Origin of the sequence: Nocardioides marmorisolisilvae (assembly GCF_003725775.1) — a bacterium.
Taxonomy (GTDB): domain Bacteria; phylum Actinomycetota; class Actinomycetes; order Propionibacteriales; family Nocardioidaceae; genus Marmoricola; species Marmoricola marmorisolisilvae.
The window spans coordinates 710,656-723,378 of record NZ_RJSG01000001.1; the positions used below are offsets into that span (position 1 = coordinate 710,656).

At 71.5% G+C, this 12,723-nt stretch carries 13 protein-coding genes; 8 read left to right on the top strand and 5 right to left on the bottom strand.

Going from position 1 to position 12,723, the window contains the following annotated elements; genetic code table 11:
• Positions 1 to 5 precede the first annotated feature (5 nt).
• Positions 6 to 1,577: a carboxyl transferase domain-containing protein gene (locus EFL95_RS03635; RefSeq protein WP_281272185.1), complete on the bottom strand. Its 1,572-nt coding sequence runs from the start codon at positions 1,575 to 1,577 to the stop codon at positions 6 to 8.
• Positions 1,578 to 1,650: 73 nt separating this feature from the next.
• Between EFL95_RS03635 and EFL95_RS03640 the strand changes: the two genes are divergently transcribed.
• Together EFL95_RS03640 and EFL95_RS03645 are read left to right on the top strand one after the other, a co-directional pair.
• Positions 1,651 to 2,199: an SACE_7040 family transcriptional regulator gene (locus EFL95_RS03640; RefSeq protein WP_123232639.1), complete on the top strand. Its 549-nt coding sequence runs from the start codon at positions 1,651 to 1,653 to the stop codon at positions 2,197 to 2,199.
• A gap of 98 nt (positions 2,200 to 2,297) precedes the next feature.
• Complete coding sequence (locus tag EFL95_RS03645) at positions 2,298 to 3,125, top strand: serine/threonine-protein kinase (protein ID WP_123232640.1); 828 nt, start codon at positions 2,298 to 2,300, stop codon at positions 3,123 to 3,125.
• A 1-nt stretch (position 3,126) separates the two neighbouring features.
• Here EFL95_RS03645 and EFL95_RS03650 read toward each other — a convergent pair whose 3' ends face one another.
• Positions 3,127 to 3,630, bottom strand: coding sequence for an SHOCT domain-containing protein (locus EFL95_RS03650; protein ID WP_123232641.1), 504 nt, complete (start codon positions 3,628 to 3,630; stop codon positions 3,127 to 3,129).
• A 92-nt stretch (positions 3,631 to 3,722) separates the two neighbouring features.
• Here EFL95_RS03650 and EFL95_RS03655 point away from each other — a divergent pair, with 92 nt between their 5' ends.
• From EFL95_RS03655 to EFL95_RS03680, 6 genes are read left to right on the top strand one after another with little or no spacing between them, the layout of a single operon-like run.
• On the top strand, positions 3,723 to 4,349 hold the full coding sequence (locus EFL95_RS03655) for a M15 family metallopeptidase (protein WP_123232642.1): 627 nt from the start codon (positions 3,723 to 3,725) through the stop codon (positions 4,347 to 4,349).
• The gene (gene alr, locus EFL95_RS03660; protein WP_123232643.1) at positions 4,346 to 5,497 is read left to right on the top strand and encodes an alanine racemase; all 1,152 of its coding nucleotides are present in this window, start codon (positions 4,346 to 4,348) and stop codon (positions 5,495 to 5,497) included. The genes EFL95_RS03655 and alr overlap by 4 nt, the downstream gene beginning before the upstream one ends.
• The gene (locus EFL95_RS03665) at positions 5,494 to 6,456 is read left to right on the top strand and encodes a D-alanine--D-alanine ligase family protein (protein WP_123232644.1); all 963 of its coding nucleotides are present in this window, start codon (positions 5,494 to 5,496) and stop codon (positions 6,454 to 6,456) included. The genes alr and EFL95_RS03665 overlap by 4 nt, the downstream gene beginning before the upstream one ends.
• A complete protein-coding gene (locus EFL95_RS03670; protein ID WP_123232645.1) occupies positions 6,453 to 7,712 on the top strand; it encodes a sensor histidine kinase in 1,260 nt (419 codons plus the stop codon). The genes EFL95_RS03665 and EFL95_RS03670 overlap by 4 nt, the downstream gene beginning before the upstream one ends.
• Before the next feature lie 32 nt (positions 7,713 to 7,744).
• On the top strand, positions 7,745 to 8,413 hold the full coding sequence (locus EFL95_RS03675) for a response regulator (protein ID WP_123232726.1): 669 nt from the start codon (positions 7,745 to 7,747) through the stop codon (positions 8,411 to 8,413).
• Positions 8,414 to 8,442: 29 nt separating this feature from the next.
• Positions 8,443 to 9,450 (top strand): GTP pyrophosphokinase, encoded by a 1,008-nt coding sequence (locus tag EFL95_RS03680; protein WP_123232646.1) that lies wholly within the window; start codon positions 8,443 to 8,445, stop codon positions 9,448 to 9,450.
• Between the two features lie 8 nt (positions 9,451 to 9,458).
• Here the strand turns inward: EFL95_RS03680 and EFL95_RS03685 are convergent, their stop codons facing one another.
• From EFL95_RS03685 to EFL95_RS03695, 3 genes are all read right to left on the bottom strand, one after another.
• Positions 9,459 to 10,676, bottom strand: a complete 1,218-nt coding sequence (locus EFL95_RS03685; RefSeq protein WP_123232647.1) for a hypothetical protein — start codon at positions 10,674 to 10,676, stop codon at positions 9,459 to 9,461.
• On the bottom strand, positions 10,669 to 11,184 hold the full coding sequence (locus EFL95_RS03690; protein ID WP_123232648.1) for a SigE family RNA polymerase sigma factor: 516 nt from the start codon (positions 11,182 to 11,184) through the stop codon (positions 10,669 to 10,671). The genes EFL95_RS03685 and EFL95_RS03690 overlap by 8 nt, the downstream gene beginning before the upstream one ends.
• Positions 11,185 to 11,251: 67 nt before the next feature.
• The coding region (locus tag EFL95_RS03695) for a helicase-related protein (protein WP_123232727.1) at positions 11,252 to 12,723 on the bottom strand (1,472 nt) is incomplete at its 5' end.

The window sequence follows — 12,723 nt, forward strand, 5'->3', positions numbered from 1 at the left end:
GCCCATCACATCCGGAAGATTCCGTAGCGCGGCTCCGCGATCGGAGCCTGCTCGGCGATGGCCAGGCCCATCCCGAGCACGCGGCGGGTGTCGGCCGGGTCGATGATGCCGTCGTCCCAGAGGCGTGCGGTCGAGTAGTAGGCCGAGCCCTGCTCCTCGTACTGGGCGCGGATCGGGTCCTTGAACGCTTCCTCGTCCACGGTGCTCCACTCCTCGCCGCGGCTCTCGATGCCGTCGCGGCGCACGGTCGCGAGCACGCTCGCGGCCTGCTCCCCGCCCATCACCGAGATGCGGGCGTTCGGCCACATCCAGAGGAACCGCGGGTCGTAGGCGCGGCCGCACATGCCGTAGTTGCCGGCCCCGAACGAGCCGCCGATGACGACGGTGAACTTCGGCACCACCGAGCAGGCGACGGCGGTGACCAGCTTCGCGCCGTCCCGGGCGATGCCGTTGTTCTCGTACTCGCGGCCGACCATGAACCCGGAGATGTTCTGCAGGAACACGATCGGTGTCTTCCGCTGGTTGCAGAGCTCGATGAAGTGAGCGCCCTTCAGCGCCGACTCGGAGAACAGGATCCCGTTGTTGGCCACGATGCCGACCCGGCGTCCCCAGATCGTCGCGAAGCCGCAGACGAGGGTCTCGCCGTAGAGCTTCTTGAACTCGTGGAACCGGCTGCCGTCGACGATCCGGTTGATCACCTCGCGCACGTCGTACGGGGTGCGGGTGTCGGTCGGCACCACGTCGTACAGGGACTCGGCCGGGTGGTGCGGCTCCTCGACGGGGTCCTCGACCGGCTCGACGGGCGAGGGGGGCAGCGTCTGCACCACCGACCGGATGATCGCCAGCGCGTGCTCGTCGTCGTTGGCCAGGTGGTCCACGACGCCGGAACGGCGGGCGTGCACGTCACCGCCGCCCAGGTCCTCGGCAGTGACGACCTCGCCGGTGGCCGCCTTCACCAGCGGCGGGCCGCCCAGGAAGATCGTGCCCTGGTCCTTCACGATCACGGTCTCGTCGGACATCGCCGGGACGTAGGCGCCGCCGGCCGTGCACGAGCCCATCACCGCGGCGATCTGCGGGATGCCCTGCCCGGACATGTTCGCCTGGTTGAAGAAGATCCGGCCGAAGTGCTCCTTGTCGGGGAACACGTCGTCCTGCATCGGCAAGAACGCGCCGCCGGAGTCGACCAGGTAGACGCAGGGCAGTCGGTTCGCGGCAGCGACCTCCTGGGCCCGCAGGTGCTTCTTGACCGTGATCGGGTAGTAGGTGCCGCCCTTCACCGTGGCGTCGTTGGCCACCACCATGCAGAGCCGTCCGTTGATCCGGCCGACACCCGTGACGATGCTCGCGCTGGGGACCGCGTGTTCCTCGCCGTACATCCCGTACGCCGCCAGCGGGCTCAGCTCGAGGAACGGGCTGCCCGGGTCGAGCAGCGCGTCGATCCGGTCGCGGGCCAGCAGCTTCCCGCGGTCGGTGTGCTTGCGGCGCGCGCTCTCCGAACCACCCTGGCGCACCACCGCGAGCCGTTCACGCAGCTGCGCGACGAGCTCCTTCATCTCCGAGGCCACTGGCTTCCTCACGTCGAGGTTAATGATCGTTAACCAATACTAGGGTCTGCGCCACGGGCAGGTCCACACACCCTAGAATGCACCGGTGACCACACGCCGCGAGCAGATCCTCGAGACCGCGGCAGCGCTGTTCGCGCAGCACGGTTTCCACGGCGTCTCGATCGCCGACCTCGGCGCGGCCTGTGGGTTCTCCGGCCCCGCGCTCTACAAGCACTTCCGCGGCAAGCAGGCGATCCTCTCCGAGATGCTGGTCTCGATCAGCGAGGAGCTGCTCCGCGAGGGCCGCCAGCGGGTCCGCGACGCGGGCGACGACAAGGCGGCCCTGGAGTCCCTGATCGCCTGGCACGTCGACTTTGCGCTGGCGCACAAGCCGCTCATCGTCGTCCAGGACCGGGACTGGTCCGCGCTGCCGCTCGAGGCCCGCGAGAAGGTCCGCGACACCCAGCGCAAGTACGTCGACGTGTGGGTGAAGGTGCTGCGCTCGCTGCACCCGGAGATGACCCTGGCCCAGGGCCGGGCCACGGTGCACGCGGCCTTCGGACTGATCAACTCGACCCCGCACAGCGCGCTCGTGTCCGACGACGCGATGCGTCCGATCCTGACCGGGATGGCTTTTCGGGCATTGCTCCCCTAGTCCCTCTTGGCTAGACCGGACTGCCCATTCGGCTGACCCGGGCACTAGTGTCCTGACGTCTCGGTTTCAGCTCTCGGGTAGTTCGTCCCGGAGGTTGCATGGTCGAGGTTCCTGGCTTCGAGATCCACGGCAAGGTTCTCGACCCACCCACGGGTGCGCTCTACCGCGCCACCGATCTCGTGGTCGGACGCACCGTCGCCCTCAAGCAGATCCACGCCGCCTCACCCGGAGCCGGGTCGCGGCTGCGCTCCTCGGTCGAGGTGCTTGCCGGCTCCCCGCACCCGAACCTGGTCGACGTCGACCGGCTCGTCTACACCCCGGACGCGCTCTGGCTGGTCCAGGAGTGGGTCGACGGCGTGCTGCTCGACCAGCTCCCGGCCGGAACCATGAACACCCAGCAAGCGGTGGCGACGATGGCCGGCGTCCTGCACGGTCTGACCCATGCCCACCACCTCGGCATCGTGCACGGCGACGTCTGCCCGGCCACCATCGTGATCACGCCGACCGGGCTGCCGCGGCTCTTCGACTTCGGGCTGTCCGGGCCGATGGGCACCACCGGTATCCCGTCGACGTCACGCTTCACCAGCCCGGAGAGCCGGCTCGGCCAGGTGCTGACCCCGGCCAGCGACGTCTACTCCGCCGCGGGACTGCTCGCTCGCCTGCTGAGCCGCACCCTGCGCGCCGGGTCGCGCAGCGATCGGCCGCCCGTCGAGGCGATCCCGCCGGCGCTGCGGCCGGTGCTCAACCAGGCGCTGACCCCGACGCCCGAGGACCGCTACCCGACCGCGGGTGACCTGCTGAACGCTCTCGACCTGGCCGCGCAGCGGTCGTTCGGCCTGGGCTGGCTGGGCTCGGCGACGTTCGCAACGGTGCCCCGGCAGCGCGAGGCTCTCGAGCCGGCGCCGCACACCGCAGCGGCGGGCTGACTCAGACGGAGTCGATGATCGCCTTGCGGCGCTCGTCGTGCTCGGCCTGGGTGATCAGGCCCTTGTCGAGCATGCCCTTGAGCTCGGCGAGCCGGTCCGACGCGGAAGCGGACGGCGGCGGCGCTGCCCCCTGCTGCTGGCGCAGGCTCGACGCCACGTAAGCGGCGCTGAGGCCGTCCTCGTCCATCAGCGCCACCCGGCCGGCGAGGTTCGGGTCGAGACCGGCCTGCTCGGCCAGCCGGCGGGCCGTGCTGACCCGCCAGATCGTCGCGGCCACGCCACCGAGGGCGACGAGCACGAACAGCACGATGAACCCGGACGGGATGCCCGTGCCCCCGTCGAACCCGGAGTCGGTGGCGTCGATCGTGCAGCCGTCGTCGAAGCTGCCGGACGTCCCGTCGAAACAGGCCTCAGAGCTCGCAGCGGTAGCCGCAGGAGCCAGGCCGAGCGTGACCGTGCAGAGCAGGGCCACGACGGCGAGACGAACGGATCCGAGGAACGTCATGGCGGCAGTCAACCACCGCCTCGTCCTCGAGGACACCGTTTCGGTACCCCAGGTGGAGGCCGCCGACCCGCGTCGGAGGCGACCGTAGGGGCATGACGATCCTCCTCTCGGACCCGCAGGTCGCGGCGGTCCCCGTCGTCGAGTGCGGCGAACCCCTGGTCGCACTCGACTCCTCCTTCGGGCCGGCTCGCGCGCTGGTCCGGGCCTCCCTCGCCACCCGCCTGGGCGTCGCCGCCGGCCTGCTGCCGGCGGGCCTCGGACTGCGGGTGGTCGAGGGACACCGGTCGCCGGCCGACCAGCAGGCGATCCTCGCCCAGTACTCCGCCGAGGTCTGCGCACTGCACCCCGGCATCTCGGCCACCGAGCTCGACCGGCTGACCAGTCGGTACGTGGCACCGCTCGCCGTTGCTCCGCACGTCGCCGGGGCCGCGGTCGACCTGACCCTGGTCGACGCCTGCGGCGACCCGCTCGACCTGGGCACCCCGATCGACGCGACGCCCGAGCAGTCGCAGGGTCGCTGCTACTTCGACTCCACCCGGATCAGCGCCGACGCCCGGGCGCACCGCGACCTGCTCGCCGAGGTGCTCGGGGTCGTCGGCCTGGTGAACTACCCGACCGAGTGGTGGCACTGGTCCTACGGCGACCGGTACTGGGCGCTGGTCACCGGCGCCGACGCCGCCCTCTACGGTCCGGCCCTGCTCGCGAGCGCGGCGGCATGAGCCGCCCGCAGCCGGTCGCCGTCGCGGCCCTCCCCACCCGCCCGCGGCTGACCATCGATCTGGACGCCGTCGCGGTGAACACCCGGTTGTTCGCGCGCCGGACCGCCGGCGAGCTGATGGCCGTGGTCAAGGCCGACGGCTTCGGCCACGGTGCTGCCGACGTGGCGCGCACCGCGCTGGTGCACGGAGCGACCCGGCTCGGGGTCACCTCGCTGGACGAGGCCTTCGCCCTGCGCGACGCCGGCCTGGTCGCACCCGTGCTCTCCTGGCTGAACCCGGTGGACGCGGACTGGGCCTCGGCCGTGGCCCGCGACATCGAGGTGGCAGTGCCCAGCCGCGAGCACCTGGACGCGGTGATCGCCGCCGGTCGGGGCGCCCGGGTGCACCTGCACCTGGACACCGGGATGGCGCGCGACGGCGCCGCCCCGAGCGCCTGGGCCGGGCTGTGCCGGGCCGCGCGACGTGCCGAGCTGCGCGGTGAGCTCACTGTCGTCGGGCTGATGGGGCACCTCGGCTGTGCCGACGTACCGACCGACCCGTCGAACGCGGCAGGCCGCACCCGGTTCGCCTGGGGTCTCCAGGTCGCCCGCGGCGCCGGGCTGCGACCGACCCAGCGCCACCTCGCCGCCACGTCGGCGACCCTGCTCGACCCGCTCTCCCACCACACGATGAGCCGGGTGGGCGCCGGCCTGGTCGGCATCGACCCCAGCCGCACGACCGATCTGCGTCCGGCGTTGACGCTCACCGCGCCGATCGTCGCGCTGCGCTCGGTCCGCGCCGGGACCGGCGTCGGGTACGGGCACACCTGGCAGGCACCGCGGGCGACCCGGCTCGCGCTGCTGCCCGTCGGGTACGCCGACGGCCTCCCCGTCTCCGCCTCCGGGCGCGCCGAGGTGCTCATCTCGGGTCGGCGCGTCCCGGTGGTCGGCCGGATCTCGATGGACATGACGGTGGTCGACCTGGGCGACACCCCCGCCGAGCTCGGCGACCTCGCCTGTGTCTTCGGACCCGGTCGGGCAGGCGAGCCGACCGTGCGCGCGTGGGCCGATGCCGCCGGGGTTCCCGAGCACGAGATCGTCACCGGCCTCGGGGGCCGCCTCGAGCGGGTGCACACCCCCTCCTCGACGAGCCTGCGGAGGCTGTCGTGAGCACCCGGGTCGCCGTCATCGGTGGCGGTCAGAACTGCGAGCACGAGGTCTCCCTCGCCTCGGCCGCCGGGATCGCCGCGGCGCTCGACCCGACCAAGTACCGGCCGGTCCGTCTGACGATCGGACGCGACGGCAGGTGGTCCGACGCCAACGGGGTCGGGCTGGCCCTGCCGCACGCGATCACGCTGCTCCAGTCGTGCGCGGTCGCGATCCCGGCCCTGCACGGACCGCGGGGCGAGGACGGCACCGTGGCGGCGCTCCTCGACCTGACCGCAGTCCCGTACGTCGGCTCCGGGGTGCGGGCCGGGGCCCTGGCGATGGACAAGCACGCGACGAAGCTCCTGGCGGCGAACGTCGGGGTGGCGACCGCGCCCGGGGTGCTGCTGACCCAGGACTCGTCGTACCGGTGGACCCACCCGGTGGTGGTGAAGCCGGTCGCCGCCGGATCGAGCCAGGGAGTGGCCCTGGTCCGCACCGCCGCCGACCTCGGTCCGGCCCTCGCCGCCGCGTTCGCGCTGGACGACCGCATCCTGGTCGAGGACGTCGTCGTCGGACGCGAGATCGACCTCGCCGTGCTGGCTCGCCCCGACGGCACCCGAGCCGTCGCACCCGCGCTCGAGATCGTGGTCGACGGCCTGTTCGACGCCGGCACCAAGTACGACGGCAGTGCCGACTTCCGGATCCCGGCGCCGCTGCACGAGGCCGAGCTCGCCTCGCTGGAGTCCGCCGCGGTGCGCGTCTTCGACGCTCTCGGCTGCAACGGCATCGCCCGGGTGGACTTCTTCCTCACCGCCGACGGACCGGTGCTCAACGAGGTCAACACGATGCCTGGCTTCACGGCGGCGTCCCAGGTGCCGAAGATGTTCGCCGCGGCCGGCATCTCCTACACCGACCTTCTCGACCTGCTGGTCACCGATGCGCTGGCGGCGTCGGGCCGCGTGGTTCCATTACCGGCATGACGTGGGACGAGGTGTGGGCCGAGCCCCGCAACTGGGTCCCGGACGCCGTCGGCGGACTGCTCGTCCTGGCCCTCGGCCTGGTCGAGGCGTTCACCACGGACTACATCACCTCGCAGACCCGATTGGGCCTGATCTGGATCGCGGCCCTGACGGCGCTTGCAGTGTCGTTGAGCCGGCGGCTGCCCAGCGCGGCGCTGGCGCTGGTCTGGCTGGTGTGCGGCTTCCAGCTGGTCTCCGCGGTGCAGCTGATGCTGGTGCAGGTCACCATGGCGGTGGTGGCGTTCGGCGCTGCGCGGTGGGGCCGCACCATCACGGTCGCGATCAGCGGTGCCTCGATCCCCGTCGCGGGAGTGCTGGCCACCGCGTTCGCGAGCCCGGACCTGTTCGTGGCCATGCTCAACCGGGCCCAGTACAACCGGATCTTCGACGCGGTGCGTGCGACCGGCACCACCTGGCAGGTCGCGGCGGCGGTGCTCGGCACGATCCTGCTGGCCGCTCCCTGGCTCGCCGGTCTGGCGCTCCGGTTCAGCACCCGCGCCACCGAGTCCCGGATCTCCGAGCGCGCCGCCCAGGCCGATGCCGAACGTGCCAACGTCGAGTCGGAGCAGGCCCACGAGATCGCCGGGCTGCGCGACGAGCAGGCCAAGCTCGCCCGCGACGTGCACGACGTGGTCGGTCACTCGTTGGCGGTGATCCTCGCCCAGGCGGAGGCCGCCCAGTACCAACCCGACGACGCCGCGAAGCTGAAGGAGACGATGGCCACGATCGCGACCTCGGCGCGCTCCTCGCTCCAGGACGTGCGCCAGGTGCTGTCGGCCACCAAGGCACCGGCGGCCCCGCGCGACGGCGGCCTGGACTCGCTGATCAACGGCATCCGCGGTGGCGGTCACGAGCTGGACTCCCAGGAGATCGGCACCCGGCAACCGCTGCCGCCCGAGCTCGAGGTGGTCGCGTACCGGGTGCTCCAGGAGATGCTCACCAACGCGATCAAGTACGGCCGCCGCGACCAGCCGGTCCGCGTCGAGCGACACTGGCCCGACAGTGGCCTGGGGGGCGAGGACCTGAGGATCGAGGTGCGGAACATGAGCGGCAGCCCGGACGACACCGGCGCCATCCCGATCGGCAGCGGTCAGGGCCTCACCGGCATGCGTCGTCGCCTGGAGGCGGTCGGCGGACGGCTCGACGTCCGCAAGCGCGACGAGTCCGACGGGGTCAGCTTCACGGTGACCGCGTGGATCCCGGTGCGCCCGAGATGAGCACCGAGATGAGCACCGGGATGAGCTCCGCGATGACCTCCGAGATCTCCGTGCTGCTGGTCGACGACCAGGACCTGTTCCGCGAGGGCGTCGCGGTCATCATCGACGCCCAGGACGGGATGACCGTCGTCGGTGCTGCTCCCGACGGGCTGGAAGCGGTCCGGCTGGTCGACGAGCTCGAGCCCGACGTGGTGCTGATGGACATCCGGATGCCGGAGATGGACGGTGTCGAGGCGACCCGGCAGATCTTCTCCCCGGACCGGGTCAAGCGGCGCAGCAAGCCGGTCCGGGTGATCGTGCTGACGACGTTCAACCTCGACGACCGGGCCGCGACCGCGATCCGGCACGGCGCCAGCGGGTTCCTGCTCAAGGACACCACGCCGGTGATGCTGCGCGACGCGATCCGAACCGTGCACGCCGGCAACGCGGTGCTCGCCCCGGAAGACCTCACGGTCCTGCTCGACGGCCAGTTCCAGGCCCGTACGCCGGCACCGCCGGCGTACGAGGCGCTGACCGAGAAGGAGCGCGAGGTCTTCGCGGCCGTCGCCCGCGGTCTGTCGAACACCGAGATCGCCGAGCTGATCTTCGCCAGCGAGTCGACGGTGAAGACCCACGTGGGTGCGATCCTGCGCAAGCTCGCGCTGCGCGACCGGGTCCAGATCGTCGTCTTCGCGCACGAGCACGGGCTCGTCGGTCGCTGACTCCGGTACCCAACGGCCATGATGGTCCGGTGAGCACAGAAGCGGACCTGGATTCCGGACCGGCCTCGACCGGGCCGGTGCACAGCGCCGTCCAGGCGTACGCCGAGCTCCAGCCGCGCCTGCTCGAGGTCACCGACGCCTACATCGACCTGGTCACTCGGCTGCTCGACGACGCCGGCATCAACTACCTCTCGGTGACCGGCCGGACCAAGAGCGTCCCCTCCTTCGCCGCCAAGGCGAACCGCTCGCTGCCGGGCTCGCCGGCCCACGACGACCCGATGAGCGGCATCACCGACCAGTGCGGCGTCCGCGTCATCACCTACGTGCTCAGCGACGTGGCCGCGGTCGCCGACCTGCTCGCCGACCAGCTCCGGGTCCTCGACGACCGGGACATGGCGATGGAGACCGCGAGCAGGGGCAGCTTCGGCTACGCCAGTCGGCACGTCCTGGTGGAGGACCGCAAAGCCCCGCTGGTGCGCCCCGCCTCGGTGCAGATCCGCACGGTGCTCCAGCACGCGTGGGCCGAGTTCGAGCACGACATCCGCTACAAGGGCACCGTCCCGGAGGAGCACGTGCCCGACCTGGACCGCCGGTTCACCCTGGCCGCCGGCCTGCTCGAGCTGGCCGACCGCGAGTTCTCCGAGATCCGCGACCGGATCCAGGCAGCCGTCCCGCAACCCCGCGACGGCGAGGACCCGGGCGACCCGCGGCTCTCGGCGCAGGACCTGGCCGCGTTCCTCTCCGGCCAGTACGCCGACGCCGGCTGGTCGCGCACCGACCACTACGCCTGGATCTCCGGGCTGCTGCTCGAGCTCGGGATCACCTCGCTCCAGGAGCTCGACGCGCTGCTCTCCTCCGTCGACAGCGAGATGATCAACGCCCGGCTGTCCTACAAGTACCCGCCGGGCGCGGTCCGCCGTCTCGACGACGCGCTGCTCGCGGTGTTCGGCCAGGGCTACGTCGACCTGACCGGCAACGCGCACCGGCGCGAGCTGCTCGCGACCCGCTTGGAGAAGGTCCGCAACGAGGAGGGCTGAGCGGAACCTCAGCGTTGCGGCAGCAGGTAGCTCCCCTGGATGACCGCAGCCTGCTCACATCCTCCGGGCACCGAGTCGGTCTCCGCGGGTGCCGTACAACGGACCACGACCGTGCGGTTCTCAGCATCGGGCTCCAGGGCGAAGAGAACGCGGGTGTCGCTCTCGAAGGTCGCAGCAGCCTCGGTGGTCCCGTCCGGCAAGGGAAGCTCGTAAGCCGAGGCGCCGACGTACGCGAAGACGTTGCTTCCTTGGACCTCAACGGCCGACTTCCCGTCGGGCGAGAACAAGGTTTCCCCGAACAGGGAGGCCGCCCCGTCGTCGGGGTTCCGAGCTTCGGGCTTCCACAAGCCGTCCGGGGCGATGTCCCCCAGGTCGTGCCCGCCGCCGTCGTACTGGACGACGAAGCGGTTGCCGATCACCTGCTGCACGATGCCGAGGCCGGGGTTCTGGCCCCGCTGCGGTCGCGGGTTCTCGAGCTTCCGCACCTCGACCACGTCCCCGCCGTGCGCGAAGTCCCAGACCCAGGTCGCCATCTGCCCGCCCATCCACGCAAGCAGACGCCCGTCCGTGGTGATGCCGACCAGGCGGAGCGGGTCGTCGGCGGCCGGTGCAACCGGGAAAGTGATCGACCGGTCCGCCGGCTGGGTTCCATCGAGTCGGCGGACCACGACCACCGGCTTGCCGCCTCCCGGCTTGACCCACGCCGCGTAGCGGCCGTCGCCCGAGAGCACACTGGCGCCGGTCGCCGGTTCGTCGACCAGGTCGCTCTTCGAGCCGAAGGTGAAGACGCGCACGCGGTTCTCGTCAAGGTTCACCATCAGGGTGTTCCCGGCCTGGTGCAGGCTGGTCGGCTGTCCGTCGAGGACGACCTTGGTCGGCCCGTCGGGGCCGGGGACGAAGAGCTGGGTCCCTGCCGTGTAGGCGACCTCGGGCGGGCCTCCCCGCGGGAGGCGGAATCCGTCTGCCGTCGGGGTCGGTGTCGGCAGGTTCGTCGCCGGCGCAGGGTTGCCGGAGTCGTGGCGGACCCCGAGTCCCGGGACCGTCACCACGACCACCGCTGCCGCGGCCGCCGCCAGCACGGCCACGATCGCAGCACGACGACGGCGCCCGTGCCGGTGCGTTTCGAGCTGCTCCTGGAGCGAATCCAGGGGCAGGTCGGGGACCCTGGGCCGGTCTGCGTGCTGCTGGAGCACGGACCGGAGGTCGTCGAGGGTGGGCTCAGGCATGGGTTCCTCCGGACGCGGAGAGGTCGGACGCGGAGTCGTAGCCGATCCGCAGTGTCCTCAGGGCGGCCGCCGCCTGCGATTTGACGGTGCCGGGCGCGCAGCCCAGGACATCAGCGATGGCCTGCTCCGAGAGGTCCTCGTAGTAGCGGAGCACGATCACGGCCCGCTGCTTCGGCGGAAGCAGGAAGATCCGGTTCCAGAGCTCGTCGTGCTGCACGACGTCGTCCTCGACGGAGGCGACACGGTCATCGACCCGGCCGCTGGTGACCAGCTCGAGTCCGCGCCGATGCCGGGACCGTTGGCTGATAAGGGTGTTGACCATGATCTTGCGGACATAGGCGTCCGGGGAGGAAGCCGCCATCACCCGGTCCCAGGCACGGTACGCCTGGAAGAGCACCTGCTGGGCGAGGTCGTCGGCATCGCTCTCGCCTGCCAGGAGGACGGCGAGCCGGTACAGCGCGGGCCAGCGGGCGCCGGCGTACGCGGTGAACGACTCGTCGAGGTCCATGTGCACCACCTTTCACCCCTTCAGACCGACGAGCGCGGTCTTCGGTTGGGTCGGGGGGCGATCTTTTTCAGGTCTCGCTGCCGAGAGCCAGCGGGAGCACCGCCTCGGCGCCCGCTTCGCGCAACCAGTGGGCCGCGAGGGTCATCGACCAACCGGAGACGATGAGGTCGTCCACCAGCAGGATGCGCTTGCCGGCCACCTCCGGAGCGTCGAGCGTGCAGCGCCGGCTGATCGCCGCGACCCGCTGCGCCGAGTTGGTCGCGCCCTGCCCGGGTCCGATGTCGTCGTTGCGGATCACGACCCGCCCGAGCACCGGGATCCGGCCGACCCGGGAGAGTCCGTCGACCAGGCTGTCGACCAGCATTGGGTGGGTGCGCGACTCGAAGCCGACGATGCCGTCGGGCTTGGGCTGCCAGTCGGTCAGCGCGGCCAGCACTCCTTGGACCAGGGCTGCCGGGACCTCGGCGTCCGGGGTCCCGGGACGGAAAACGTCGCGCAGCGCCTGACCGAGCCCGAGATCGGTGAGCCGGGCGACGACCCGCCCCTCGTCCGCACCCGTGATCTTGCCGGACAGCTCGATCCCGAGATTGGCCAGCGCGGTCGGCCACAGCTTCCGGGGCTGCACCGCGACGCCGGGACGGGCCAGCCGCTCGCCCGCACCCCGGAGCGACGCCTCGGAGACGTCGGCGGAGACCGGGAGGCCGACGCAGTTGTCGCACCGCCCGCAGTCGGTCGCGCCCGGGTCGTCGAGCGCCTCGCGCAGGAACCGCATTCGGCAGCGGTCGGTGGCGATGTACTCGAGCATCAGCGCCTGCTCGTCGCGGCGCGCGGCCGCCACCCGGTCGTAGCGCTCCTGCTCGTAGACCCAGTCCTGCCCGGTGGAGGTCCAGCCACCCTGGACGCGTCGCACCGCTCCGTCTACGTCGAGGACCTTCAGCATCATCTCCAACCGGTTGCGGGAGAGTTCGACGAAGGTCTCCAGGGTCGCGGTCGACATCGCGCCACCGTGCGCCTCCAGCGCGGAGAGTGCCGTCCGGACGTGCTGCTCGGGCGGGAAGGCGAGCGAGGCGAAGTAGCGCCAGATGTCGCGGTCCTCGTAGGCCGGCAGCAGCAGCACCGTCGCCTTGTCGGTGCCACGTCCGGCACGACCGACCTGCTGGTAGTAGGCGACCGGGGAGGCTGGAGCACCGACGTTGATGACGAACCCGAGCATTGCGTCGAAGCCCATCCCCAGCGCACTGGTGGCCACGAGCGCCTTCAACCGGCCCGCCAGCAGGTCCTGCTCGAGCACCTGGCGCTCGGTGGTTTCCGTCTGCCCGGAGTAAGCCGCGACGTTGTGCCCGCGGTCGCGCAGGAAGTCCGCGATCTCGCTCGCCGCGGCAACGGTCAGCGTGTAGATGATCCCGGAGCCGTCGAGCTCGTCGAGGTGGTCGGCCAGCCAACCGAGTCGTTCCTCGGGTCGCTTGAGCTGGAGGACCGCGAGGCTGAGGGACTCGCGGTCGAGCTCGCCGCGGAGCACCAGGACGGGTTTCGAGACGC